This is a genomic window from Arthrobacter sp. JDC6, assembly GCF_056484025.1.
In genome coordinates, this window is the sequence record NZ_CM151278.1 from 3,525,519 (window position 1) to 3,550,444 (window position 24,926).

At 66.7% G+C, this 24,926-nt stretch carries 20 protein-coding genes; 6 read left to right on the forward strand and 14 right to left on the reverse strand.

What is annotated here, in order from left to right:
- Nucleotides 1-66 precede the first annotated feature (66 nt).
- Nucleotides 67-1,722, forward strand: a complete 1,656-nt coding sequence (locus ACV095_RS16330; RefSeq protein ID WP_018769612.1) for a sensor histidine kinase — start codon at nucleotides 67-69, stop codon at nucleotides 1,720-1,722.
- Nucleotides 1,723-1,741: 19 nt separating this feature from the next.
- Here the strand turns inward: ACV095_RS16330 and ACV095_RS16335 are convergent, their stop codons facing one another.
- The 11 genes from ACV095_RS16335 to ACV095_RS16385 all read right to left on the reverse strand — a co-directional run bounded on the left by ACV095_RS16335 (nucleotide 1,742) and on the right by ACV095_RS16385 (nucleotide 16,497).
- The gene (locus ACV095_RS16335) at nucleotides 1,742-2,995 is read right to left on the reverse strand and encodes a 5-methylcytosine restriction system specificity protein McrC (protein ID WP_478222294.1); all 1,254 of its coding nucleotides are present in this window, start codon (nucleotides 2,993-2,995) and stop codon (nucleotides 1,742-1,744) included.
- Complete coding sequence (locus ACV095_RS16340; protein WP_478222295.1) at nucleotides 2,982-5,213, reverse strand: McrB family protein; 2,232 nt, start codon at nucleotides 5,211-5,213, stop codon at nucleotides 2,982-2,984. The genes ACV095_RS16335 and ACV095_RS16340 overlap by 14 nt, the downstream gene beginning before the upstream one ends.
- Nucleotides 5,214-5,283: 70 nt before the next feature.
- Nucleotides 5,284-5,541, reverse strand: a complete 258-nt coding sequence (locus tag ACV095_RS16345; protein WP_026265820.1) for a PLDc N-terminal domain-containing protein — start codon at nucleotides 5,539-5,541, stop codon at nucleotides 5,284-5,286.
- Nucleotides 5,542-5,624: 83 nt separating this feature from the next.
- Entirely contained in the window at nucleotides 5,625-6,041 is a 417-nt protein-coding gene (locus tag ACV095_RS16350) for an acyl-CoA thioesterase (RefSeq protein ID WP_268003354.1), read from the reverse strand.
- A 110-nt stretch (nucleotides 6,042-6,151) separates the two neighbouring features.
- Nucleotides 6,152-8,188 carry an ABC transporter ATP-binding protein gene (locus tag ACV095_RS16355; RefSeq protein ID WP_478223468.1) on the reverse strand — a complete coding sequence of 679 codons (2,037 nt, stop codon included), beginning with the start codon at nucleotides 8,186-8,188 and terminating at the stop codon, nucleotides 6,152-6,154.
- Between the two features lie 41 nt (nucleotides 8,189-8,229).
- Nucleotides 8,230-9,963 (reverse strand): ABC transporter ATP-binding protein, encoded by a 1,734-nt coding sequence (locus tag ACV095_RS16360; protein ID WP_056389055.1) that lies wholly within the window; start codon nucleotides 9,961-9,963, stop codon nucleotides 8,230-8,232.
- Nucleotides 9,964-10,194: 231 nt separating this feature from the next.
- A complete protein-coding gene (locus tag ACV095_RS16365; protein WP_478222296.1) occupies nucleotides 10,195-12,408 on the reverse strand; it encodes an MDR family MFS transporter in 2,214 nt (737 codons plus the stop codon).
- Nucleotides 12,401-12,895, reverse strand: a complete 495-nt coding sequence (locus ACV095_RS16370) for a MarR family winged helix-turn-helix transcriptional regulator (protein ID WP_018769604.1) — start codon at nucleotides 12,893-12,895, stop codon at nucleotides 12,401-12,403. The genes ACV095_RS16365 and ACV095_RS16370 overlap by 8 nt, the downstream gene beginning before the upstream one ends.
- Before the next feature lie 155 nt (nucleotides 12,896-13,050).
- Complete coding sequence (locus tag ACV095_RS16375; RefSeq protein ID WP_144601266.1) at nucleotides 13,051-14,739, reverse strand: thiamine pyrophosphate-binding protein; 1,689 nt, start codon at nucleotides 14,737-14,739, stop codon at nucleotides 13,051-13,053.
- A 4-nt stretch (nucleotides 14,740-14,743) separates the two neighbouring features.
- A complete protein-coding gene (speB, locus tag ACV095_RS16380; RefSeq protein ID WP_018769602.1) occupies nucleotides 14,744-15,808 on the reverse strand; it encodes an agmatinase in 1,065 nt (354 codons plus the stop codon).
- 113 nt (nucleotides 15,809-15,921) lie between these two features.
- A complete protein-coding gene (locus tag ACV095_RS16385) occupies nucleotides 15,922-16,497 on the reverse strand; it encodes a helix-turn-helix domain-containing protein (RefSeq protein ID WP_018769601.1) in 576 nt (191 codons plus the stop codon).
- A gap of 258 nt (nucleotides 16,498-16,755) precedes the next feature.
- Here ACV095_RS16385 and ACV095_RS16390 point away from each other — a divergent pair, with 258 nt between their 5' ends.
- Nucleotides 16,756-18,276 carry a sodium:solute symporter family protein gene (locus ACV095_RS16390; protein ID WP_018769600.1) on the forward strand — a complete coding sequence of 507 codons (1,521 nt, stop codon included), beginning with the start codon at nucleotides 16,756-16,758 and terminating at the stop codon, nucleotides 18,274-18,276.
- 91 nt (nucleotides 18,277-18,367) lie between these two features.
- Here ACV095_RS16390 and ACV095_RS16395 read toward each other — a convergent pair whose 3' ends face one another.
- Nucleotides 18,368-18,589, reverse strand: coding sequence for a hypothetical protein (locus tag ACV095_RS16395; RefSeq protein WP_018769599.1), 222 nt, complete (start codon nucleotides 18,587-18,589; stop codon nucleotides 18,368-18,370).
- 266 nt (nucleotides 18,590-18,855) lie between these two features.
- Between ACV095_RS16395 and ACV095_RS16400 the strand changes: the two genes are divergently transcribed.
- Nucleotides 18,856-20,016: a VIT1/CCC1 transporter family protein gene (locus ACV095_RS16400; protein WP_478222297.1), complete on the forward strand. Its 1,161-nt coding sequence runs from the start codon at nucleotides 18,856-18,858 to the stop codon at nucleotides 20,014-20,016.
- A gap of 3 nt (nucleotides 20,017-20,019) precedes the next feature.
- Here the strand turns inward: ACV095_RS16400 and ACV095_RS16405 are convergent, their stop codons facing one another.
- Nucleotides 20,020-21,153 (reverse strand): LOG family protein, encoded by a 1,134-nt coding sequence (locus ACV095_RS16405; RefSeq protein WP_134165621.1) that lies wholly within the window; start codon nucleotides 21,151-21,153, stop codon nucleotides 20,020-20,022.
- Between the two features lie 266 nt (nucleotides 21,154-21,419).
- Between ACV095_RS16405 and ACV095_RS16410 the strand changes: the two genes are divergently transcribed.
- Together ACV095_RS16410 and iolB are read left to right on the forward strand one after the other, a co-directional pair.
- Entirely contained in the window at nucleotides 21,420-22,160 is a 741-nt protein-coding gene (locus ACV095_RS16410; protein WP_056389192.1) for a GntR family transcriptional regulator, read from the forward strand.
- Between the two features lie 17 nt (nucleotides 22,161-22,177).
- A complete protein-coding gene (gene iolB, locus ACV095_RS16415; protein WP_478222298.1) occupies nucleotides 22,178-23,071 on the forward strand; it encodes a 5-deoxy-glucuronate isomerase in 894 nt (297 codons plus the stop codon).
- 13 nt (nucleotides 23,072-23,084) lie between these two features.
- Here the strand turns inward: iolB and ACV095_RS16420 are convergent, their stop codons facing one another.
- Nucleotides 23,085-24,287 carry an MFS transporter gene (locus tag ACV095_RS16420; RefSeq protein ID WP_478222299.1) on the reverse strand — a complete coding sequence of 401 codons (1,203 nt, stop codon included), beginning with the start codon at nucleotides 24,285-24,287 and terminating at the stop codon, nucleotides 23,085-23,087.
- Nucleotides 24,288-24,459: 172 nt separating this feature from the next.
- On the opposite strand from ACV095_RS16420, the gene ACV095_RS16425 reads away from it, so the two are divergent.
- Nucleotides 24,460-24,909, forward strand: coding sequence for a MarR family winged helix-turn-helix transcriptional regulator (locus ACV095_RS16425; RefSeq protein ID WP_478222300.1), 450 nt, complete (start codon nucleotides 24,460-24,462; stop codon nucleotides 24,907-24,909).
- Nucleotides 24,910-24,926 lie beyond the last annotated feature (17 nt).

Sequence of the window (24,926 nt, forward strand, 5' to 3'; positions counted from 1 at the left end):
TATAGCTGGCTGCGGATATCCTGCTGGTATGGCCCTGCAAACCCCCACATCCGCGTCTTCCACCCCATGAGCGACCCCACAGCCTGGTCCTCCGGACGGCTGCGGTTTTTCAAGCGGCCCTTTCACGAGTACCGGCTGACGGACCGGGTGGCCATGAGCCAGATGCCGTTGTTCGTGACCACCATCCTGACGGCCCTGCTGGTCTGGGCGTTCTTCCCGGACACCATGGACAACCCCCTTTTCGTCACGTTCCTCATCTCCCAGCTGGCGATCATGGCGCTGTGCTACCTCATCCCCTGGGAGCGGCTGCCCTACACCAGCTTCCTGGCCATCCCGCTGCTGGACTTCATCTCGATCGCCGCCGGCCGGGAGGGCGGACAGGAAAGCCTCGCGGGTATCAGCCTGCTGGCCGTGTTCCCGGTCATCTGGCTCTGCGCGTCGGGCTACTACCCGCGGGCCGCCTTGTGGCTCTCCTTCCTGGGACCGCTGGCCATTATCTGGGTGCCGTTGCTCGTGAAGGGAAACTACACGCCACAGGACTTTGCCCGGTCGCTCCTGCTGCCGGTCATGATGCTGGGCATTGGCGTCTCAGTGAGCGTCCTGACCCTGAGCATGATGCGCCAGCAGACGCAGCTGGAGGAGAAAGACGAGCAGCTGAGGGCCAACCTGCGCATCAGCAAGCGCCAGGAGGCCCTGTTAAACACCGTGCTGGAAACCGTGCACCTGGGCGTCCTTGCCGTCGACGCCGACGGCCACGACGTCCTGATGAACCGGAAACAGCGCGCCAACCATGAACTGGCCAGGCCAAAGAATATCGCGGACCCCAACGAGTCACAGCTGCTGGTCTTCGGCCCTGACCGCAAGACGCTGGTCGCCGTGGAGGAGCGGCCGGTCCGCCGGGCTGTCCTGGGGGAAACCTTCACCGATTACCTCGTCTGGCTGGGCGAGGGGAAAGAACAGCGGGCCTTTGTCACGACGGCACGCGCCATGAAGGATTCCGATGGCAACCTCGGCGGCTCCGTCATCGTCTTCAGCGACGTCACGGACCTGGTGAACGCGCTCACCGCCAAGGACGACTTCGTCTCCAGCGTCTCCCACGAATTCCGCACGCCATTGACCTCCATCCTCGGGTACGTGGAGATCCTGCTGGCCGATGAGCTGGAAGGGCCGCAGCGCGAGATGCTGGAGATCATCCGCCGGAACTCCGAGCGGCTCCTGACCCTGGTGTCGGACCTGCTGTCCAGCAGGAACGGCCAGTTGATCGTCACGCCCCACGCCGTGGATGTGGCCGAACTCGTGCGCAGCAGCGTCTCCTCCGCGATGCCGCGGGCCGCCGCCGCCGGCGTCGAACTGCGGGCCGAAACCCCGGAGCGCCTGGAAGCTCACGTGGACAGCGCCCGGATCTCGCAGGTCCTGGACAACCTGGTGTCCAATGCCATCAAGTACTCACCGGACGGCGGCGAGGTGGTGGTGTCGCTGGCGCAGGAGGACGGCCACGTGGCCTGCCGCGTCACCGACACCGGCATGGGGATGAGCCCGGAGGACGCCTCCGAAGTGTTCGCCAAGTTCTTCCGCACCAGCAGCGTCCGCCGCACCGCCATCCCCGGCGTGGGCCTGGGCCTGCCCATCAGCAAGGCGATCGTCGAGGCACATGGCGGCACCATCGGCGTCGACAGCACGCTGGGCGAAGGGACCACCTTCATGTTCCGGGTACCGGTGTAGCGGCCCCGCGCCCGCGGGGTTACCTGGCGGGGCCTGCAGGGGCAGGACGCGGGTGGGAAACCACCTCGTCCCAGGACTGGCGGGCGAGGTCCCTGACGGAGGCAAGGATGGCCGACGGCGGCTGGCTGAGATCCAGCGGGAACTCCACGATGTCGATATCGGTGTTAAGGATGCGGCGGAGTTTCATTTCGCCCTTGCCGGCATAGACGAGCCAGGCGGTGGGTACGGCCAGCGCCGTGCAGTGCGCCAGCATCTGGTAATGGTCTGCGGTGAGGGACGCACCGGCGTCCGACGCGGCCCGGTACTTGGCGTTATACGCCACCACCGGCCGCCCACCCAGCAGGTGGACAGCATCCGGGCGCACGGACAGGCGGTCCGAGTCGCGCACCGCCTCGCTGAGGAGGGCGTTGTACCGCAGCCGAAGCTCCCCCGGATACGCGGCCATCGCCGCCCGCAGTGCGGTGCCCACGAAGTCCCCGAACACCTGGGCCATGTCCACCACGAACGAGGCCGTCCGCTGCCTGCCCTCCCCCGCTTCCGCGGACGCGTTGCGCAGGATCAGCTCCGCCAGGCGCAGCACGGCGTGGTAGCGCAGGTTCATCCTGGTGGGCTTCCACGGCGGCACCGGCGCCCCGGACGGAAGGCGCGTGACGGCGTCGAGCTTTCCCTTCAGCTGCCGCAGCCGGCCCAGCACCTCCGGCCGTACCCCCGGCACCTGCCCCATCCGCTCCAGCGCAGCGCGCAGGATCCGGTTTTCCGCGATGTCCTCGGTGAACTCGTCGTAGGAGACCTCCAGGGGAACCAGCATTCCTGGACGGCGGGAGATCTGGTCCGAAATCCGGATGCGTCCCTTGACCGTCCGCAGCGACTCGTCCACGGTGAGGTAGCCCTGCAGGACACCACGGCCCAGGGCCCGTTCGGCCAGCTGCGCCAGCGACTCGGCCAGGGCGCTCCACAGGTCCCGGTCCTCGTCAGCGGCCACCAGGTCCGGCCGGAAGCCCTGATCCCCCGCATAACTGAGGAGGAAGAGGAGCCGGCTGAGCCCCAGCCTGTCCTTGGGCCGGACGTCCAGCTGGAGCGTGGGGGTCCGGACGGAGCCCACCTTGCCCACCGGTTCAATCCGGTACAGCCCCATGCCCATGGGGGATGCCTTGGCCAGCCCGCTGGAGTTCAGGAAGGAAGCACTTGGCGCGTCCAGCCGTTCCACCAGGCCGCCTGACAGCTCGTCCAGGACCAGGTGCCGCACGGACGCCCGGGGATCAGCGCGCTGCAACGCGTCCCAGCAGCTGGTCCAGCCCCAAGCGCTCCTCCAGCTGCGCCCGCGTGAGCTGGCCGTGGTAGTGCTCCTCCAGCAGCGGCATCAGCTCATACTTCCAGATCCGGCGGAGCCCGGCCGGGGTTTGGGCCGCCGGCTTCATGAAGTAGGACGGCCCGATCATCAGGTCCCGGTCCCACTCGTCGATGGCACCGTTCAGCGCATCCAGCAGCAGCGCCGGGGTGGTGTCCAGCTGCCGGGCCTGCAGGAACCGGAGCAGGGAGCCCTTGACCGGCTCGGTCTGCGGGTGCAGCTCAATGAAGGAGAACCGGCGGCGGATGGCTGCGTCCATCATGGCGATGGAGCGGTCCGCAGTGTTCATGGTGCCGATGATGTAGAGGTTGTCCGGCAGCGTGAACGGTTCGTTGGGGCTGTACTGCAGGTAGATCCGGTCGTCGCGGTATTCCAGCAGGAAGTACAGCTCGCCGAACACCTTGGCCAGGTTGGCGCGGTTCATCTCATCGATGATCAGGAAGTACGGCTTCTTCTCGTTCCCGGGCTTGGCGGCTTCCTCGGCCAGGCGGCGCAGCGGGCCAGCCACCAGCTTGAAGGACACCTGGCCCTCGTCCGTCTTGTCCGGCCGGTAGCCCTCGAAGAAGTCCTCGTAGGCATAGGACGGGTGGAACTGGACCAGCTTGACGCGCTCGTCGGTGGTGTCGTCCGCCAGCTCGGCGGCGAGGTGCTTGGCCAGGTAGGTCTTGCCGGTGCCCGGAGGGCCGTAGAGGACCAGCTGGCGGTTCTCCTCCAGCAGGTCCGCGATCTCCTGGAGCGGTTCCAGCTCCATGTGCAGCGACGCCGCGAATTCCTGCGTGAGCGGGCGGAAGCCCTCCTGGACAGGCTGGACGACGGCGGCACCGTCAGCGTCGCCGTCGGGCTCGGTTTCCGCCTCGGCAGGCAGCAGCGCCTGCAGCGCCTGGACCACCCGGGTCACGTCCACCACGATGCCGGGGGTGGCGAGCTGGCGCTGGACGTGCCGGGGAAGGCTGGTGGTGGTGTGCCCGTCGTCGAACCAGCGCACCTTGCGCCGCAGCCGGCGGTTGTCGTCGTTGTACTCGGGCTCCCCCAGCACGCCGCCCAGCCGGACAGTTCCGGCGTGCTGGTAGAGCACGAGATCACCCGGTTTCATGACGGTCAGGAAGGCAAACACCGCAGTCTTGGTGTCCTCGCGTTCCACGTAGCCAAGGTGTTTGTAGTCCTCGTCCACGGAGTGCTGGACCAGGCCGGCGGTGACGCCGGGGTCCAGGTGCCGGAGATGTTCGACGTCGAGGGTCACCTTTTCCTCGCCGTGCCAGGCCGTGAGCAGCTCGGCGTGGTCGCTGTGCGTGCGGAGCAGCCAGGCCCGCCGGCCGGGGTCGCCCACTTTGCGCCACTGGCTGACCAGCTGGCGGGAGTACCAGTCCGTGCGCTGGCCCGCCTGATCGTCCAGGTGCAGCCGGATGCGGTGGATGTCCGCCGTGATGTCCTCTTCGCTGTCGCCGTTGGCCCCGCCCACCAGCGACGCGAACGCGTCCCGGATTTCCTGCCGCTCCACGTCCGCCACCACCGGCTCGAAGTAGCTGGGCCAGGCCAGGAACTCAATGCTGCGGCGGATGGCGGGCTGATCGTCGGGAGTTGATGCAGCGAGGCGGTGGAACTGCACGGGGTCCTTGATGGCCGCCTGCACCACGCTTGCCGGCCGCTGCGCAACGTTCTGCACAAACCGGCACAGCCACTTCAGGTGGTCCCAGATGGTCCAGTTGAATTCGGCGGTCCGGTCGCGGATCACGCCGTGGTCCGTCATGCCGGCGTACAGCTCCTCGGGAAGCTCCAGCGGCGGCTCAAGCCAGCCCGCGGCCTCGGCCACGCGGGCGCGCTTGACCTTCAACGACTTCACTTCGTGGGCCAGCGGAAGCGACTGCAGGAACAGCAGCTCCACGGCCAACTGCTTGGCCCCGCGGGTGGCGCCCTCCAGGTTCTCGCGGAGGTTGGTCATCATCGGGGCCTTGGAGTCGGCGATGCCCCGGTCCAGGCGGTCGAGCAACTCCGCGGCCGCCGGAACCGACCAGGTCCGGGTGCGGCCGTCCAGGGGTGAAGCCTTGCCTTGGAGACCGGGCCCCAGCACGAACCACGCCGCATCCTCGATCTCCTTGGAGATGCCGAGGGCGCGGGTCATGGCAACAGTGGCAGTGGGGGTCATGCCTCCAAATTTACAGGGTCAAGCTGGGCGGCCGCTCCAAACCGTCCGGCCGCCCATCCGCCATGCCGGGCTAAATGCCGGTGGCGGGCCGCTTCCTGCCGAAGACGAAGTACCCCATGGGGCCGATGAAATTGATGAACGAGGCCGCCCGCCAAACAGCCTTTGGGCCGTTAATCAGCTCGGCGGGCCTGCGCGAGATGTCCCGTTGGGCGGCAACCAGCAGGGACACCTGCATGATCGCGGTAAGGATGATGCCCGCCCTGCCGGATGGGGACATTTCCTTCCATGTCTTCTTGTTCCGGCGGCCATGGGTCTTGTTCTTGGCCATCTTGTTTTTAGCCATCGGGGCTTCCTTTCACCGTTCGCTGGTTGTTCCAGTCCAGTGTGTCCAGACCGGCCCTGTCCAGAGGCTTACTGCCTGTAGGGGGCCATCCGTTCCTTTTGTTCCTGGCTGAGTCTCTGCACCCGGCCGGTCGTTTCGTCCACGAACGCCAGGTGGCTGCTCGCCTTCACGCAGTCCTCGCGGGTGACGGGGTCCTGGAGCAGGTAGTGGATATCGAAGCTGGCTCCCTTGACGGCGCCGATCCAGAGCTGCACCACCGCCGGAATGTTGCGGTACTCCAGCGTCCGGACGTAGCGGATCCTGTGATCCACCACCAGCGCCATGGTTCCGGCCGGAACGTCGTTGAACAGCGATACCGGCGGCTCCACACCGGGCAGACCCGCGCCCCGGGGCGGCCCGAAGGCGGCGATCCTTGCCTCCTCCAGCATCCTGACGATCTGGACATTGTTGATATGGCCGTAGGCGTCCATGTCTCCCCAGCGCATCGGCACCAGGACCTCAATGCGCTTACCGCCGTCCGGCCCGGCCCCTTCCGCGGCCTCCCGTCCGTCTTCCTGCCGCTGCAGCTGCTGGGCTGCCTCGGCCTGCTGGGCGCTCAGCTGCGCACCGCCGTCGAATCGTCCACCGGTACTTCTCCGGCATCTGCACCCGCGAACTGTGACATGTAGAGGCGGTGGTAGGCGCCCCGGGCATCGAGCAGCAGCTGGTGGTTGCCCTGTTCCACGATTTGTCCGTTTTCCATGACCAGGATGGTATCGGCATCGCGGATGGTGGAGAGCCGGTGGGCGATGACGAAGCTCGTGCGGTCCGAGCGCAACGCGGCCATGGCCTTCTGCACCAGGAGTTCGGTGCGGGTGTCCACGGAACTGGTGGCCTCGTCCAGGATCAGCAGCGAGGGGTTCGCCACGAAAGCACGGGCGATGGTGATGAGCTGTTTCTCGCCGGCGCTGACGTTGTTGCCCTCCTCATCAATCACGGTGTTGTAGCCCTCGGGCAGCGCCCGCACGAAGCGGTCCACGAAGGTGGCCTTCGCGGCGGCCATCACCTGCTCGTGCGTGGCGTTGAGGTTGCCGTAGCGGATGTTGTCGTAGATGGAGCCGCCGAACAGCCACGCGTCCTGGAGGACCATACCCACTTTGGAGCGCAGCTCGGAGCGGCTGAGGTGCGTAATGTCCACGCCGTCGAGCATGATGGAGCCAGCGTTGAGCTCGTAGAACCGCATAACCAGGTTCACCAGCGTGGTCTTGCCGGCGCCCGTGGGCCCCACAATCGCCACTGTGTTGCCGGGCTCTGCCGTGAAGGACAGGTTCTCGATGAGCGGCTTGTCCGGGGTGTAGCTGAAGGTGACGTTCCGGAAGTCCACATGCCCGTCGGTCTTCGGCGGCAGGTGTTCGGTGGCGGTCTCGGCGTCCTGTTCGTCGGCGTCCAGGAATTCGAAGACGCGCTCGGAGGATGCCACGCCGGACTGCAGCATGTTGGCCATGCCCGCCATCTGGCCCAGGGGCTGGGTGAACTCACGGGAGTACTGGATGAACGCGGTGGCATCACCCAGGGACATGGTGCCGGATGCCACCCGCAGGCCGCCCACCACTGCGATGCCCACGTAGCTCAAGTAGGAGACGAACTGCATGACGGGGAAGATGATTCCGGACACGAACTGCGCCCCAAAGCTTGCCTTGTAAAGGGCCTCGTTGCGTTCCTCGAACCGGGCCAGCATGTCCGCATCGCGGCCGAAGACGCGGACCAGGTCGTGCCCGGAAAAGGACTCCTCGATCTGGCCGTTCAATGACCCGGTGTTCTTCCACTGGGCAGCAAAGAGCTTCTGGCTCCGGACTCCGATCAGGCCAGCGGCCACCCCGGACAGCGGAAGCGCGATCAGGGCAATCAGGGCCAGCTGCCAGGAGACGATGAACATCATGATCACGATGCCCACCACGCTCAGCACGGAATTGACCAGTTGGGCGAAGGCCTGCTGGAGTGCCTGCTGGATGTTGTCGACGTCGTTGGTCACCCGGGACAGCACGTCGCCGCGCTGCCGGGTGTCGAAGTAGTTCAGGGGAAGCCGGTTCAGCTTGGCCTCGGTGTCATCGCGCAGCCGCCGGATGACCTTCATGACGATCCGGTTCAGCACGTACCCCTGCAGCCACATGAAGATGTTCGCCACGAAGTACATGAGCAGCACGATGGCGATGAGCATGGTGAGCTTGTCGAAGTTGATGCCGGTGCCGGGCACAAGTTCCATGCGGGCCACCATGTCCGCAAAGTTGTCCTGCCCCTGCTGCCGGAGGCCGGCAACGAACTGTTCCTTGCTGGCCCCGGCGGGAAGTTGTTTGCCAACCACCCCGGCGAAGATCACGTCCATGGCCTGGCCCAGGATCTTGGGGGCGATGACGTTGAGGACCACGGAGATGACCACCAGGCCCACCACGGCGTAGATGCCCAGCGCTTCGGGCTTCAGCAGCCCCATGAGACGTTTGGCAGACGGCCAGAAATGCTCGGCTTTCTTGGCAGGCATGGCACCGAACATGCCGCCGTCGGCTTCGGTGGGCTGGAACTCCTCTTCGACGTAGTCGTCATCCTCCGGCTGCCCTGCGCCCGGTTGTGCCTCCCCCGCGGGCGGCTGGACGGACATTGGCGTCTCTTCCACGGGACTGGAGTCCTTCTTGCGCGGGCTCATGCCACTTCCTCCACACTCAGCTGGGATTCGACGATTTCCTGGTAGGTGGGTGAGGTTTCCAACAGTTCCTCATGGGTTCCACGGTCAACGATCCGCCCGTTGTCCAGGACCAGGATCTGGTCAGCCTCGGTAATGGTGGAGATCCGCTGGGCCACGATGATCACCGTGGCGTCCGAGGTGGTGCGTTTGAGGGCGGCACGGAGCCGGGCGTCGGTGGCAACGTCCAGGGCGGAGAAGGAGTCGTCAAACAGGTAGACGCGCGGTTTGGTCACCAGCGCGCGGGCGATGCACAGGCGCTGGCGCTGGCCGCCGGAGACGTTGGTGCCGCCCTGCGAGATCCGGGAATCGAGTCCGTTCTTCTTTTCCCGGACAAATGATTCACCCTGGGCTGTCCGGAGCGCCTCCCACAGTTCCTGGTCGGTCGCCTCGGTCTTACCGAACCGGAGGTTGTGCCCGATGGTGCCGGAGAACAGGTAGGGACGCTGCGGCACCAGGGCGACGCGTTTGGTGATCTCCGCGCGGTCCAGCCTGTCCACCGGGACGCCGTCAAGCAGCACCTGGCCTTCTGCGGCGTCGTACAACCGCGGCAGGAGGGAAAGGAGGGACGTTTTGCCGGCACCGGTTGACCCAATGATGGCGATGGTCTGGCCGGGGCGTGCAGTGAAGCTGATGTTGCTGAGCACCGGGGACTCGGCTCCCGGGTAGGCAAACGTGACGTTGCGGTACTCAACCACGCCTTGCAGGGAGGCCGGGGCTTCGGGACGCTCGGGGTCGTGGATGGAAGGTTCGACGCCGAGCACCTCGCCGATGCGGTCAGCACAGACTGAGGCGCGCGGGATCATCATGGCCATGAACGTGCCCATCATGACGGCCATCAGGATCTGCAGCAGGTACTGCAGGAATGCGGTCAGCGACCCCACCTGCATGGCACCGGCGTCCACCCGCTGCCCGCCAAACCACAGCACAGCGGCAGTGGAGAGATGCAGGATCATGCTGATGGCCGGGAACATCAGGACGAACAGGGCGCCGATGCGGAGGGAGACGTCCGTGAGTTCCTTGTTGGCGCCACCGAACCGGTCCGTCTCATACGGTTCGCGGACGAAGGCCCGGACCACGCGGATACCGATGATCTGTTCGCGCAGGACGGCGTTGATCCGGTCGATCTTCCGCTGCATGGAGCGGAACAGCGGCATGAGGCGGACCACCAGGTACCCCACCACCACGGCCAGCAGCGGGACGGACACCCACACCAGCCAGGAGAGGTTGATGTCCTCACGCAGCGCCATGATGATGCCGCCGATGCACATGATGGGAGTGGCGACCATAAAGTTCAGCGCCATCAGCAGGAGCATCTGCACCTGCTGGACATCGTTGGTGCCGCGGGTGATGAGCGTGGGAGCGCCGAACGCGTTGACGTCCTTGGCGGAGAAGCTGGTGACTTTGCGGAACACCGCGCGGCGCAGGTCGCGGCCCACCGCCATGGCCGTCCTGGAGCCGAAGTAGACGCCGGCAATGGCCGCAGCTATCTGGGCGAAGGCCACCAGGAGCATCACTGCACCGGTGCGCCAGATGAAATCGGTGTCTCCGCGGGCCACTCCTTCGTCAATGATCTGCGCATTCAGGCTGGGCAGATACAGGGCGGCAATGGTGGACGCGAGCTGGAAAACGAGGACAGCCAGGATGTACGGCAAATACGGTTTGGAGTAGCGCCGTATAAGGGTGAGGAGCATGGACTCAACTCTAGTGATGCCCACCGACATTGGGTCCCCTTGGAAGCAGGTTTTCCGGCCGGAGCCACTGGTGGAGGGCCAGTCTACGGGGGCACCATGGGCAGCGGCATTCCCCGCAGTCCGCAGTAGAAGCCGCAGCCCGCACCGGGAAGTGTCTTCCCAGTGCGGGCTGCGGCGTTGGTGTTGCCGGTGCGGGGCCGCGCCCTGCTGTCGATGGCCTGGCAGGCGCTGCTAGGAGCCGGCCTCGGCGGACGGAGCCTCGGCTGACAGGGCATCGGCCGACGGTGCGTCAGGCGCTGCGGCACTGTGCTTCCCGTGCCCTGCCAGGTACAGCGCGGCCGCTGCCTGGATCTTGCGCTCCTTCAGGAGCTTGCGCTGCAGCCTGCTGAGCTCTGCCGCGGTGGCCGCCTGCCTGGCCGCCACGTCCTGCTGGGAGCGCAGCTGTTCCTGGATGTCCAGCACCAGGCCGCCCAGTTCCGCCTGCTGGCGGGCCAGCAGGTGCTGGGTGTCCTGCAGTTTCTGCAGGGTGGCGGCGGCGCTGGCCACCGCGTCGGCAGCCTTGTCCATCGTGTCGGCAGAGCGCAGGTCCAGCCCTTCGGAACGGAAGCTCCTGGCGAAGACTTCCTCGAAGTCCTCCGTGGCCACCCGCCCGGACGCCGCCGCAGCAGCGGCAGCACCGCCGTCGTACATCTTGGCCGGCGCTGAACCCAGCCCCGCAGGTGTGGCACTCCTTGCGGGCAGTCCGTTCCCGGGGGCGTTCCCGGCCGGCGGGACCACGGGCAGCTGGCCGGTCATGGCGGTCATTCCGGCTTCGCCGGCGGCGTTGGCCTGCAGTGTGGCCTCGGGGGTGATGTCCACGGTCCTGCGCAGCGGCACCTCCTTGATGAAGATCACGGCGATGAGGGCAACCGCGCTCACGACCGCGGAAATCATGAAGATGCCGGCAGTCGCGTCACCGTAGGCCGCCCGCATGATGTCCGCGACCGGTGCGGGCAGGTCCTTGAGGTCCATGCTGGCGCCGCTGTTGCCGGAAGCCTGGATGCCCAGCTTCGACAGTCCATCGGTGGCCAGGTCCTTGACGTGGTTGGCCATGACGGCGCCCAGGACGGACACGCCGATGGCGCCGCCCACCGAGCGGAAGAACGCGACGGAGGCACTCGCGGAACCGATGTCCTTGGCCTGGACCGTGTTCTGCACGGCGAGGACCAGGTTCTGCATCAGCATGCCCAGGCCGATGCCGAAGATGCCGGTATAAAGGCCGGTCAGCCAGAGTTCGGTGGTGTGGTCCATGGTTCCGGCTAGCGCCAGGCCGCCGATCAGCAGGACGGTGCCGCCGATCAGGAAGCGCTTCCACTTGCCGTAGCGGCTGATCAGCTGGCCGGACAGGACGGAACCGACCAGGTTGCCGGCGATCATGGGCAGGGTCAGCAGGCCCGCCTCGGTGGGCGTGGCGCCGCGGGCCACCTGGTAGTACTGGCCCAGGAAGGTGGAGGAGCCGAACATGGCCACGCCCACGGCAACGGATGCCACGATGGCCAGCGCGGTGGTGCGTTCGGAGATGATCTTCAGCGGGATGATCGGCTGCGAGACCTTGGATTCAACCAGGACCAGCAGTGCGAGCAGGAGGACGCCGCCGCCCACCATTACCGCGGTCTGCCAGGACCACCAGTCGTAGTAGTCGGCTTTGCCTGCGAAGGAGACCCAGACCAGGAGCAGGCTGACGCCGGAGGTGAGCAGGATGGCACCGAGCCAGTCGATCTTGGCCGGGCGCTTGATGTGCGGAACCTTGAGCGTGACCTGGAGCAGGATCAGGGCGACGACGGCGAGCGGCACGCAGACGAAGAACGTCCAGCGCCAGCCAAGCGAGCTGTCCACGATGAAGCCGCCCAGCAGCGGTCCGCCGGCGGTACCGACGGCCATGACGGCACCCATGTAGCCGGAGTACTTGCCGCGTTCACGCGGCGGAATGATGGAGCCGATGATCGCCTGGGCCAGGGCAGTCAGCCCACCCATGGCGATGCCCTGGATCACGCGGGCGGTGAGCAGGAACGGGATGTTTTCGGAGAAGCCTGCCATCACCGAGCCGGCCACGAAAATCACGATGCTGAGCTGGACCAGGACCTTTTTGTCGAAGAGGTCGGCGAGCTTGCCCCAGATGGGGGTGGTTGCTGCGTTGGCCAGCAGCGCGGCTGTGATGACCCACGCGAAGTCCGTCTGGGTGCCCTTGAGCTCGGACATGATGGTCGGCAGCGCGTTGGCCACGATGGTGCTGCTGAGGATTGCGGTAAAGAAGGCAGCGAGGAGACCGGTCAGGGCCTCCATGATCTGCCGGTGGTTCATGGGTGCGCCGGGTTCGTGGCGCTTGGATTGCCGCGACTCCTGTTTGGCGCTGCGTTGGCGCTGGCGCTCCTGTTCCTGGTCCGCGGCGGCGGTGACGTTAGCCATTAATGGACTCCTGCGTTTCGTGTTCAATGGTGGTTCCGGCCGCCCTTGCCCGGATGGAATTCTTCAGGGATGTGGTGAGCTTGCTCAGCATCGCGGCTGTTGCCACGGCGTCGTCCTCGTTCCAGTCGGCGAGGTAGGCCTGCAGGGTCTCCGCCCGGTGCCGCACCAACTCCGCAAGCTTTTCCTTGCCGCGCGGGGAGAGGGCCAGCAGCTGGGCCCGGCCGTCGTCCGGATCCGGGGTGCGGACCACCAGGCCCGCGTCCGCCAGCTCCGCCACATGCCGGCTCAGCACCGGAGGGCTGACCCCCAGCCGCTCAGCCAGGTGCGCGGCACGGGTCTCCCCTTCGCCGATGAACTTGAGCACGCCCTGGAGGGCGATGCCCGTGTCCTGGCCCTTGATGTTGATCATGGTGACGCAGCGCAATGCGCGCTGGAGGTCATAGATGTTGCTGACGAGGTCGGCTGCAGTGGCCGGTGCGACAGACATGATCCTCCCTAAAGAATTAGTTGCTGCAAGCAACTGTATCAGGAAAAGGTTGCTTAGGGAAACGAAGTTGTTGCCGCTGGCCCTTAAACACACACGCTCCCCCACTTCAGCCGTTGTGGCAGAAGTGAGGGAGCGTGTGAGCGTTATTGACTACATCAGTCGCCCAGGTGGGTGGGCCCGAACATCTTCAAAAGCGTCTCAACCACGACGACGTTGGGCCCGTCCCCGGCGAAGCCCGCCTTCAGCGCGTCCCCCACATCCTCCGGGGCAACCCGGGTGGCGGGAATGCCGAAGGACTCGGCAAGCCTGACGAAGTCCGGGCGGGCCAGTTCGGTAGCGGTTGCCTTGCCGAAGGCACCCACCATGTATTCACGCAGGATGCCGTAGCCGCCGTCGTCCACGATCAGCCAGGTGACCGGCACGTTGTGCTGTTTCGCCGTAGCCAGTTCGGCGATGGAATACATCGAGGAGCCATCGCCGGACACGGCGAGTACCCGGCCCGGCCTCCCCTGGGTTTCCAATCCCACGGCCGCTCCAATGGCGCCGGGAAACGCGAAGCCCAGGCCGCCGGCGCCCTGGGCTGAGTGGAACTGCCCCTGCCGCGCGTCCCAGCAGGACCAGCCCCAGTAGGCGGCGATGGTCATGTCCCAGAAGGTCTGCATGTCCGCCGGCACGGCCTCGCGGATGTCGGCCATGAACTTCAGTTCCTTGCCCAGGTCCTGGGATTCCAGCCGGGCACGGACCTTGGCGAGCGATTCCTGCACCAGCGACTCCGGCGTGGCGCCATGCCAGTCCGGGGCCGCGGCCCTGCCGGGCTGCAGTGCTTCATCAAGAGCTGCGAGCGCCTGCCCGGCGTCGGCACGGATGCCAAGGCCAGGCCGGTTGGATTCCAGCACCCGCGGTTCGGCGTCGATCTGGATGATCCGCCCGCGTGGTTCGAACGTGAAGTAGTTGGACGTCACCTCGCCCAGCGAGGAGCCGATCACCACCAGGACGTCGGCGTCCTCCAGGACGTCGGTCATGTAGCGGTCCTCGATCCAGGCCTGGAGGGACAACTCGTGGTTCCAGGGGAACGCGCCATTGCCGCCCGGCGTGCAAATCACGGGAGCGCGGAGTTTCTCCGCGATGGACAGCAGGGACTTCTCCGCCTTGCCGCGGCGGGTGCCGCCTCCTGCAATGATTGCCGGGCGCCTGGCTGCTTCCAGCCACTTCACGGCCTCCCGCACCAGTTCGATCCGCGGCGGGTTGTCCGCTGCCTCCGCCAAGGCATCCTCCACTGGAGGCACCATGATGGGATCCAGCAGCACGTTTTGCGGAATCTCCAGCCAGACCGGGCCCTGCGGCGAGGAGATGGCCTCGGTCCAGGCGTCCTGGATGGCGGACGGGATGCCCGAGGCATGCTGGATCAGCCGCTGACTCTTGGTCACGTTCGCCGCCGACGCCTTCTGGTCATCAAGCTGGTGCAGCATGCCCTTGCGCCTGGCACCCAGCCCCTCCAGGGGAATCTGGCTGGCCACCACCACCATGGGCACGCCCGTGGCGTAAGCCTCCTGCAGGCCGGCCAGGGACGTCAGCGCGCCGGGGCCGGTGGACAGGAACAGCACACCCACTTCCCCGGTGGCGCGGGAGTAGCCGTCCGCGGCAAAGGCGCTGTTGTTCTCGATCCGGGAGGAGACGAAGTGCAGGTTGCCGCGTCCCATCGCGTCGAACAGTCCCAGGGCATGCTGCCCCGGGATGCCGAACACCGTCTTGGCACCCAACGCTTCGAGGGTCTCGACGACGAGGTCCCCGCCATTGCGGGCACCCCTTCCCTCCGCGGGGGCGGGTGCCGCCAGTTCGGTCACGGCCCTACTCCTTGGTGGCCGCGGCGAAGCCGGCGGGACGGCGGGCCTCCTGGCCCAGGGCCTGCGCCTGGTAGCCCGTTTCGGCTCCGAAGCGACTCCCGGGAACGGCATTGTCCGCCATGAGGGTCACCAGTTCGTACGCCACGTGGCTGGCGGCAACACCGGTAATTTCGGCATGGTCGTAGGCGGGCGCTACTTCAACGACGTCGGCCCCCACCAGGTTCATGCCGCGGAAGCCGCGGATGATCTCCAGGAGTTCGCGGCTGGTGATGCCGCCTGCTTCCGGCGTGCCGGTGCCCGGTGCGTGTGCCGGATCCAGGACGTCAATGTCCACCGAGATGTAGAGCGGGCGGTTGCCGATCCGGTCGCGGACCTTGGCGACGGTTTCCAGCACGCCCTGGTAGTAGACGTCCGCTGAAGTGACAATGCCAAACCCAAAGCGGTGGTCGTCGTCGAGATCCTTCTTGCCGTAGAGCGGGCCGCGGGTGCCGATGTGGCTGATGGCTTCAGTGTCCAGGATGCCTTCCTCCACCGCGCGGCGGAAGGGCGTGCCATGGGTGTATTCGGCGCCGAAGTAGGTGTCCCAGGTGTCCAGGTGGGCATCGAAGTGGAGCATGGCAATGGGCCCGCCGGCGCGCTCGGCAGCGGCCCGCAGCAGCGGCAGCGCGATGGTGTGGTCCCCGCCCAGGGTCAACAGCTTGCTCCCGGCGGCGGTGAGGTCCAGCGCGTTCTGCTGGATGGTTTCGATGGCTTCGTTGATGTGGAACGGGTTGACGGCCATGTCGCCGGCGTCGGCCACCTGGATGTTCTCGAACGGGCTGACATCCCAGGCGGGATTGTAGGGACGCAGCAGCCGGCTGGCCTCGCGGACATGGTTGGCGCCGAAACGGGCCCCGGGGCGGTAGGAAACACCTGAATCGAACGGCACCCCCACCACGGTCACGTCAGCCTTGGCCACCTGGTCCAGGCGGGGAAGACGGGCATAGGTGGCAGCTCCGGCATAGCGGGGAATCCGGGATGAATCGATGGGGCCAAGGTTGCCGTTGGCTTCAATGCGCAGCTCTTCCAATGGAGGCCTCTCCTTCGAGGAGGTAAGGGACAGGTGTGACTGCAATCATACACTCCTGTTTCCCCTAGAGCATCAGATGTTTACCAAACCTACCCCCGAACCCCGAGGACAAGTCAGCGGCTGGCGGCAGGCACCAGGACCCAGAGCACCTCTACGGGCTTGTCCGTGGGGTTGACCCAGGTATGGGGTTCGCGGCCGGGAAAGGTTACGGTGTCGCCGGTGCTCAGGTCGTATTCCTCGTTGGTGAGGATCAGCTTGATGGACCCCTTGATCACATGCAGCACATCCACGTCGCAGTCCACCGCATAGAGCTCGGACTCGCCGCGGCCGTGCGGCTCGATCACGGCTTGGATGATCTGGACCCTGCGCTCCGAGCGCGCCGTCAGGAGCCGCTCCACGATGCCCTGGCCGCCGAGCGAAATCCGGGGGCCGTCGTTCCGCTTGGTCAAGTGGGTCTCGGGTGCCGCAAAAAGGTCGCCAATGGAAATGGACAGGACCTGGCAGAGCGTCACCAGTGAGGCCACCGACGGTGAGGTCAGGTCCCGCTCCACCCTGCTGAGGAAACCCTTTGTCAGGCCGGTGGCATCGGCAACCTGCTCGATGGTGAGCCGCTGGGACTGCCGGGCGGCCCGGATCCTTGAGCCGATGGCAACAGGGACGTTACTGGGCTCAACTGGCAGTGCCTTCATCTACGAACCTTTCATGGCCGGCAGTCCGGCTCCACTCTCGAGCCATACTAATCTGCGGCGCTTTTGTGACACGCGCATGCCACACGGGAGCGGCACCGGCGTTCCGATCCTTGACTGTTGCAACCGTCACACTCTAGTCTTTGGAAACTCCTGTTGCCTATAAGGCAATACCAGGAACCCCTCTCCGTTCGTCCGCGGCGGTGCCGGGCGCCGTCGCCCCCGGCACCACACCCGGCCCACAGCTCCAAGGAGCCAACTATGGATGCAAGTGCCATCAACATCGCCATCGTGGTGGTGTATCTGCTCGCAATGCTGGCCTTCGGCTGGTGGGGCAAATCCCGCACCAGGAACAACAGCGACTTCCTCGTTGCCGGCCGTCGCCTGGGACCGTTCCTGTACACCGGGACCATGGCCGCCGTCGTCCTCGGCGGGGCGTCCACGGTGGGCGGCGTGGGCCTTGGCTACAAGTTCGGCATCTCCGGCATGTGGCTGGTGGTGGCCATTGGCGCCGGCGTCCTGCTGCTGAGCCTTCTCTTCGCCGGGACCATCCAGAAACTGAAGATCTACACCGTGTCCCAGATGCTCACCCTCCGCTACGGGAGCAAGGCCACCCAAGCCTCCGGCATCGTCATGCTCGCGTACACGTTGATGCTCTGCGCCACGTCAACCGGCGCCTATGCCACCATCTTCGTCGTGCTGTTCAACCTGGACCGGGCGCTGGCCATCGCCATCGGCGGCGCGATCGTCCTGGTGTACTCCACCATCGGCGGCATGTGGTCCATCACCCTTGCGGACCAGGTCCAGTTCGTGATCAAGACGGTGGGCATCTTCTTCCTCATGCTCCCCTTCACCCTGAACGCCGCGGGCGGCCTCGACGGGATCCGCAGCCGCGTGGATGCCAGCTTCTTCCAGATGGACGGCATCGGCGTCCAGACGATCATCACCTACTTCGTCGTCTACACCCTGGGCCTGCTGATCGGCCAGGACATCTGGCAGCGCGTGTTCACCGCCAAGACCCCAAGGGTGGCCCGTTGGGGCGGCGCCACCGCCGGCATCTACTGCATCCTCTACGGCGTGGCCGGTGCGCTGATCGGCATGGCCGCCAACGTGGCCCTGGCCAACGTCAAGATCGCGGCGAAGGACGACGTCTACGCCGAGGTGGCCCAGAACCTGCTCCCCGTCGGCATCGGCGGACTGGTCCTGGCCGCCGCCGTGGCTGCCATGATGTCCACCGCGTCCGGCGCCCTCATCGCCGCCGCCACCGTTGCCCGTGCCGACGTCCTGCCGTTCGTTGCCGGCTGGTTCGGCAAGGACGTCAACACCGGCGACACCGAAAACCCGGAGCACGACGTCAAGGCCAACCGCATCTGGGTCCTGGCGCTGGGCATTGTGGCCATCGTCATCGCCATCATCACCAAGGACGTGGTAGCGGCCCTGACCATTGCCTACGACATCCTGGTGGGCGGCCTGCTGGTGGCCATCCTGGGCGGCCTGGTGTGGAAGCGGGGCACCGGCGTGGCAGCCGCCGCGTCCATGGCTGTCGGTTCGGTCATCACCCTCGGCACCATGATCATCCTGGAAGTGAACGCCAAGGCCCCGCTGGACGGGATATACGCCAACGAGCCCATCTACTACGGCCTGATCGCCTCCGCGGTTGTCTACATCACGGCTTCGCTGCTTACCCGCCCCACGGACCCCGCCGTCATGCGTGCCTGGCAGCTTCGTGTTGCCGGCCAGGAGCCGGAAGAAGCGCCCGAGGAAGTCCTCGCCGGCCGCTGACTTGACTAAGCATTAAGCACGACGGCGGCGCCTCCTTTCGCATTCACGCGCAAGGAGGCGCCGCCGTCGTAAGTCCTACCCTCCTGGGTCCCTACCCCTCAGTGTCGCGGGGCTCGTCGTCATCCAGCGGGACCTCGCGGTCTTCGGCGTCGATGACTATCGGTGGCGGCTGGACCACCGGTTCCCCTTCATCAAGGACCCCGTCCTCCGCGTCCGCATCGTCTACCGGCGCATCCTCGGCGTAATCGTAGGCGGGGTCCGCTTCCACGGCGTCCAGGTGCGGCATGTCCGGGTGCTGTCCGGTGGTGCTCATGATTCAACCTCCGTTATTCGCCTGACGTGCTCTTTAGGGTAGGGCGCAGGCTGCGCCACACCTTCATCACAGCACCCGCCGGGCGGACGGGTCAATAGTCGTGGCGGCGCCCGGAAGAGTGGCCAACGGGGGCGGTATAGGCCCCGGTTTTAAGGCAACCCGAAACTTCCCAGCGAGGTTTGCCAGCCAAAAAACCGCGGAAATACGCAGTACGCTGGCAAGGCAAAGGCGCGATAATCATGCCCTTTCCAGCCCAGGAGTTACCAGTGTCGCAGCACGCCCAGTCCAACAACGTCGGGTCCAATTCCCGGACCCCGCACCCGGAGGCCGCCGGCACCCCGCAAAGCCAGCCCTCGCCGTCGAACATCAAACGGTGGCGCCAATACCTGGCGGACGAGCGCGCGGAAGCAGCGGTCTACCGGGACCTCGCCCAGAACCGCGAGGGGGAGGAACGGGACATCCTCCTGGCCCTGGCCGAGGCCGAAGGCCGGCACGAGGCCCACTGGCTGGCCCTCCTGGGAGAGCACGCGGGCAAACCAAAGAGGGCCTCGGCGCGAAGCCGGTTCCTGGGGTTCCTGGCGCGGCACTTTGGCTCGGTGTTTGTGCTGGCCCTCGCCCAGCGCGCCGAGGGCCGCTCCCCCTACGCCAAGGACCCCAACGCCACTCCCGCCATGGCCGCCGATGAGCAGATCCATGAGGAAGTGGTGCGGGGCCTGGCAACGCGCGGCCGCGACCGCCTGGCCGGCACGTTCCGGGCAGCCGTCTTCGGCGCGAACGACGGCCTGGTCAGCAACCTCTCCCTGGTGATGGGCATGGCGGCGTCCGGCGTGGCCAGCACCGTGGTGCTGCTGAGCGGCATCGCCGGGCTGCTGGCCGGTGCCATGTCCATGGGCGCCGGGGAATTCATCTCCGTGCGTTCCCAGCGCGAGCTGCTGGCGGCCACCCGCCCCACGCAGATCACGCTGGCGGCCGCGCCCCAGCTGGACCTTGAACACAACGAACTCCTCCTGGTGTACCTGGCCCGCGGGATGTCCCGCGAGGCGGCGGAACACCGGGTGGCCGAGCGCATGGGGCTGCTGTCCTGCGACTGCGACCCCAGCCTGTCCCTGCAGCCGGACCTGCCGGAGGAAGAGGACCAGCACGAGGCCGTGGGGACGGCCTGGGGTGCGGCGCTGTCCAGCTTCTGCTTCTTCGCCTCCGGCGCCATCGTGCCCATCCTGCCGTTCCTGTTCGGCCTGACCGGGGTCGCCGCATTGGTGGTGGCCGGGGTGCTGGTGGGCATCGCCCTGCTGGCCACCGGTGCCGCCGTCGGCCTGCTGTCCGGCACCTCCCCGCTGACCCGCGGCCTGCGCCAGCTCGCCATCGGCCTCGGCGCCGCCGGCATCACCTACCTGCTGGGCCTGCTCTTCGGCACGGCCGTCGGATAGGGCTCAGCCCCGGAGGACCTCCACGGCCTGATCCACCGTATCCACCAGGTGAATGTAGTCCGCCATGGGCCGCCCGGCGGCCAGGCTGCGCAGCATGGGCCAGGCCGGGTACTCCTGCTCCCAGTGGCGCCGCCCCACCAGCACCATGGGCGCCACTTTCTCGCGGGCGCCATAGTAGTTTTCGCAGGCGTCCTGGAAGATCTCCTGGACGGTCCCGGCTGCTCCGGGCAGGAAGACGATTCCGCCGTGGCACAGTTCCAGCAGGATGGCCTCCCGGATGGCGTTGGCGAAGTATTTGGCGATGTGCGTGGCAAAGTAGTTGGGCGGTTCGTGCCCGTAGAACCAGGTGGGGATCCCCAGGGATGCAGTCCCGCCCGGATGGCGTTCGACGACGGCCGCCGCCGCGCGTGCCCACGCCGACACCGAGGGACGGAACCCGGGGACCGCGGCAAGCGTGCCTAGCGCTGCGTCCAGGTCGCCGTCGGACGCCTGGCTCAGGTAAGCGCCCAGGTTGGCCGCCTCCATGGCGCCGGGCCCGCCGCCGGTAGCCACCGAATACCCCTGGAGGGCCAGGAGCCTGCCCAGCCGTGCCGCCTCCGCGAACTCCAGGCTGCCGCGCGGCGCTGCATGGCCGCCCATGACCCCGACGATGGAGCGGCGGGTCCAGGCCGCCGACCCCGTCAGCTCTTCCAGCGCGTCCCCGATGGCATGGTCGTGCAGGGCAGAGGCCAGGGTCGCATCCACGCGGCGCCGCTGGCCGGACTGGATGCTCCAGTGGTAGATGCGGGCGTCCGGCAGTTCCTCGTAGGGAGACGATGCCAGTCCGGCATACAGTTCAGCCGGGGAGTACAGCGATGCCCGGTATGGGTCGAAGGGGACGCCTTCCAGCCGGGGAAAAATCAGGGCACCGCGGCTGCGCAGGTTGCCTTCCATGCCGTCGTCGAACAGGCAGCCGAGGAACATGGCACCTTCGACGGTGACGCTCTTCAGGGCGGCCGACCGGCCCCGCAGGTCCAGCGACTGCGCGTGCCAGCCATGCAGGTTAACTGCGCCGCCGGCCACCAGGCGGTCGAAGCTGGCCAGATCCTGGACCTCGAGGTTGCGGGGACGGGGACCAAGGCTTCCGGCGAAATTCACGGCTGCCGCCTTCCAGTCCACATCATGGAGCCAGCCTAGGCCACGCAACGCAACGCTGGCCGGACCTTGTTGCCTCTCAAATTCTCCCGGGGACCGGAAGCCTGCCACCCCGCCTGCTTCTGCCTGCCTCCCTTGACCCGGGAGTAGCGCCTGTTACGATCATGGAAGAAGAGTATGTCCTATCAAGCGAACATATGGTGGCAGTGCGCCACTGGCGCAGGCGCCGGTCGGGCGGACGCGCAGACATGAACATGAGGGAACGCACCGTGGCGAACAATCTGGGACTCAGCATCGACCGCTCTTCTCCCGTGCCCCTGTACCACCAGGTGGTCCAGGGCATCGAAGCGGCCATCTACAGCGGGGTGCTGGAACCCGGAAGCCGGCTGGAGAACGAAATCGACCTGGCCGCCCAGCTCAACCTGTCCCGGCCCACCATGCGCAAGGCCATGGACGAGCTGGTCCGCTCCGGACTCCTGGTACGTAAACGCGGCGTGGGAACCCAGGTGGTCTCCAGCCAGGTGCGCCGTCCGCTCGAGCTTTCCAGCCTCTACGACGACCTCACCAACGACGGCAAGAAACCCACCACCGAAGTCCTGAGCTTCTCCCACGTTGAAGCCGACGACGCCACCCGGGCAACACTGCAGCTTCCGGCAGGCTCAAAGGTCTATCACTTCACCCGGCTCCGGAAGGTAGGCGGCAATCCGCTGGCCCTCATGGAGAACTGGGTTCGGGACGACATCGCGGAAATGGATGAGGCCATGCTCGCCGCTGAAGGTCTGTATTCGATCCTCCGGCGCGGCGGGGTCAACTTCCGCCTGGCCAACCAGCGCATCGGCGCCGTCAATGCCAACGACTACCAGGCCTCCATGCTGGACACGACGCCGGGATCCGCGCTGGTCACCATGGAACGTACTGCCGTCGACGACACCGGGCGGCGCGTGGAAACGGGCCACCACGTGTACCGCGCCGATTCCTACAGTTTTGAAATGACTCTCGTACAGCGATAATCCAAGGAGCCAACTCCATGACCAACTGGGTTTACCCCCTGGGCACCGCCGCTGACGGCAAATGGGACATTTCGATCGGAACCTCCGACTCCTCCCTCGCCGTGGACGGCTGGGCGCACACCGGCCTGAAGGTGGCCACGGTGCCGGCCGGTGCCGCCGTCGAACTCTCCGCCGCGGACGAGGAACGGATCGTGGTGCCCCTCAACGGGGCCTTCACCGTGACGGTTGACGGCACCGACTATCCCCTGGCGGGCCGGCCCTCGGTCTTCTCCGGGCCCAGCGACGTCCTTTATTCCGGCGCCAGACGCGCCGTGAGGATCAAATCCGCCGACGGCGGCAGGGTGGCAGTGGCCACGGCCCCCGCGAAAGCCTCCTACCCCACCCGGCTGGTCCATGCCGCGGAGACCCCCGTGGAACTGCGCGGCGCCGGCAACTGCTCGCGCCAGGTCCACAACTTCGGCACCCCGGCAGCGCTGGAGGCCGACCGGTTCATCGTCTGTGAGGTCCTCACCCCCGCAGGGAACTGGTCTTCCTACCCTCCCCACAAGCATGACGAGGAAAAGGACGGCGAGACCCAGCTCGAAGAGATCTACTACTTCGAAACCCAGGTGGCGTCCGGCTCCGCAGCACCACCCGACGCCGACGCCATCGGGTACCAGCGCGTCTACGCCTCCGATGAGCGGCCCATCGATGTGTCGGCCGAGGTGCGCACCGGCGACGTGGTCCTGGTCCCCTACGGCTGGCACGGCCCGGCGATGGCCGCGCCCGGCTACGACCTCTACTACCTCAACGTCATGGCAGGTCCGGGCCCGGTGCGGGAATGGCTGATCAGCGACGATCCCCACCATGGCTGGGTGCGTCAGACCTGGGAGACCCAAAACATCGACCCGCGGCTTCCGTTCGGTGCCTAAGGAACCCCGCCGCCTAGCGGCTGGCCAGCTCCTCGACAGGCACCGGCACCTGGCCTTCAAGCTGCCGTTCCCGCTTGGCCGCGGCGGCGGCGAACGCCATGACGGCCAGGCCCGCAACGGTGATCACGGCCCCCGCCCAGATGGGTGAGGTGTAGCCGAGGCCGGCGGTGATGGTGACCCCTCCCAGCCAGGCACCCAGGGCGTTGCCCACATTGAAGGCACCGATATTGGCGCCGGAGGCCAGGGTGGGAGCCCCGGAGGCATACTTCATCACGCGCATTTGCAGGCCCGGCACGGTGGCGAAGCCGAAGCCGCCCATCAGGACCAGCGACATGACCGCCAGGACAGGGCTGGCGGCCGTCAGAGCGAACACCACCATGACCACGGCCAGCGCGGCGAGCACCACCACGAGCGTCCGGTCCACGTTGCGGTCTGCGGCTTTGCCGCCAAGGGTGTTCCCGGCGAAGAGGCCCGCCCCGAAGACAATGAGCAGCCATGGCACGGTGGAGGCCGCAAATCCGGACACCTCGGTGAGGGTGTACGCAATGTAGGTGAACGCGCCGAACATGCCGCCGAAGCCGAGGATGGTCACCAGGATGGAAAGCCACACCTGGCCGGAGCGGAAGGCCCGAAGCTCGGAGCGGAGGCTTCCCGCCTGCCCCGCTTCACGGGCCGGCTTGGGAACCAGGGCCAGGATGCCGGCGAGCGCAGCCACGCCAATGACCGTGATGGCCCAGAAGGTGGCACGCCAGCCGGCCGCCTGGCCCAGCAACGTCCCGAACGGCACGCCAAGGACGTTGGCCGCGGTCAGTCCCGTGAACATGAGCGCGATGGCGCCTGCCTTCTTGCTGGGCGGGACCATGCCGGCCGCCACCACTGCCCCGATGCCAAAGAAGGCGCCGTGCGAGAGGGCGGCAACAACGCGGCCCAGCATCATTGGCCAGTAACCGTCAGCAGTGGCGGAAAGCAGGTTTCCGGCAATGAACAGGACCAGCAGTGCGGCCAGTACGGGCTTGCGCTGGAATCGCGTCACGGCTGCCGTCAGGCCCAGCGCGCCCACCACCACGGAGAGTGCGTAGCCGGAGATGAACCAGCCGGCCTCCGCTTCGGTGACGCCAAAGTCGGTTGCCACCTGCGGGAGGAGGCCGGCGATGACGAATTCCGTGAGTCCTATGCCAAACCCGCCCAGGGCGAGTGCTATCAGGCCAACAGGCATGCGAATGCTCCTTTGAGCTGTACGTGTGGTTGTTCCGTGAAGTGGAAGGCGCCTAAGATAGTTGCAGGCGCGGTATTTATTGTTGCACATGCAAATATGCCGCGCAAGCAACTATCTCTACCCGCGGCTGCCGGAGGGCTCTCCCGCCGGGACAATTCGTAAAGGAGCAACCATGGGCATCAAGGACGACGCCGTCGAGGTCCGCGCCCAGGGCTGGCGCACCCTGGCGGCCCTGCATGGGCTGATCGAAGGCGAGCTGGAGCGCTCCCTCCAGGCAGAGTCGAAGCTCTCCGTGGTGGAGTACACAGTGCTGTACGCCCTCAGCCGGCAGGACGGCTGGCACATGCGGATGCAGCAGTTGGCGCGTGCCACGGCGCTCAGCCCCAGCGCCACCACCCGGCTGGTGAACCGGCTTGAGGACCGCGGCCTCCTGACCAGGATCCTGTGCGACGACGACCGCCGTGGAATTTATACGGAACTGACGCCCACCGGCCTGAGCCTCCTTGAGGAAGCACGGCCCGTCCACGATGCCACGCTTGAGCGGGCCCTCGGCCAGGCGATGGCCATGCCGGAACTCGCACCGCTGGTTGACGCACTGCCCGGGCTGCATGCGCGCGCATAGGACAGCAGAGCCCCTTT

Bases quoted from the DNA above. Each gene is read 5' to 3' on its own strand.
- ACV095_RS16385 (WP_018769601.1), bottom strand. From the start codon at position 16,497: ATGAAGGCACTGCCAGTTGAGCCCAGTAACGTCCCTGTTGCCATCGGC.
- ACV095_RS16395 (WP_018769599.1), bottom strand. From the start codon at position 18,589: ATGAGCACCACCGGACAGCACCCGGACATGCCGCACCTGGACGCCGTG.
- ACV095_RS16420 (WP_478222299.1), bottom strand. From the start codon at position 24,287: ATGCCTGTTGGCCTGATAGCACTCGCCCTGGGCGGGTTTGGCATAGGA.
- ACV095_RS16360 (WP_056389055.1), bottom strand. From the start codon at position 9,963: ATGCTCCTCACCCTTATACGGCGCTACTCCAAACCGTATTTGCCGTAC.
- iolB (WP_478222298.1), top strand. From the start codon at position 22,178: ATGACCAACTGGGTTTACCCCCTGGGCACCGCCGCTGACGGCAAATGG.
- ACV095_RS16355 (WP_478223468.1), bottom strand. From the start codon at position 8,188: ATGTCCGTCCAGCCGCCCGCGGGGGAGGCACAACCGGGCGCAGGGCAG.
- ACV095_RS16350 (WP_268003354.1), bottom strand. From the start codon at position 6,041: ATGCGCTGGGGAGACATGGACGCCTACGGCCATATCAACAATGTCCAG.
- ACV095_RS16365 (WP_478222296.1), bottom strand. From the start codon at position 12,408: ATGGCTAACGTCACCGCCGCCGCGGACCAGGAACAGGAGCGCCAGCGC.
- ACV095_RS16340 (WP_478222295.1), bottom strand. From the start codon at position 5,213: ATGACCCCCACTGCCACTGTTGCCATGACCCGCGCCCTCGGCATCTCC.
- ACV095_RS16370 (WP_018769604.1), bottom strand. From the start codon at position 12,895: ATGTCTGTCGCACCGGCCACTGCAGCCGACCTCGTCAGCAACATCTAT.
- ACV095_RS16425 (WP_478222300.1), top strand. From the start codon at position 24,460: ATGGGCATCAAGGACGACGCCGTCGAGGTCCGCGCCCAGGGCTGGCGC.
- ACV095_RS16345 (WP_026265820.1), bottom strand. From the start codon at position 5,541: ATGGCCAAGAACAAGACCCATGGCCGCCGGAACAAGAAGACATGGAAG.
- ACV095_RS16330 (WP_018769612.1), top strand. From the start codon at position 67: ATGAGCGACCCCACAGCCTGGTCCTCCGGACGGCTGCGGTTTTTCAAG.
- ACV095_RS16390 (WP_018769600.1), top strand. From the start codon at position 16,756: ATGGATGCAAGTGCCATCAACATCGCCATCGTGGTGGTGTATCTGCTC.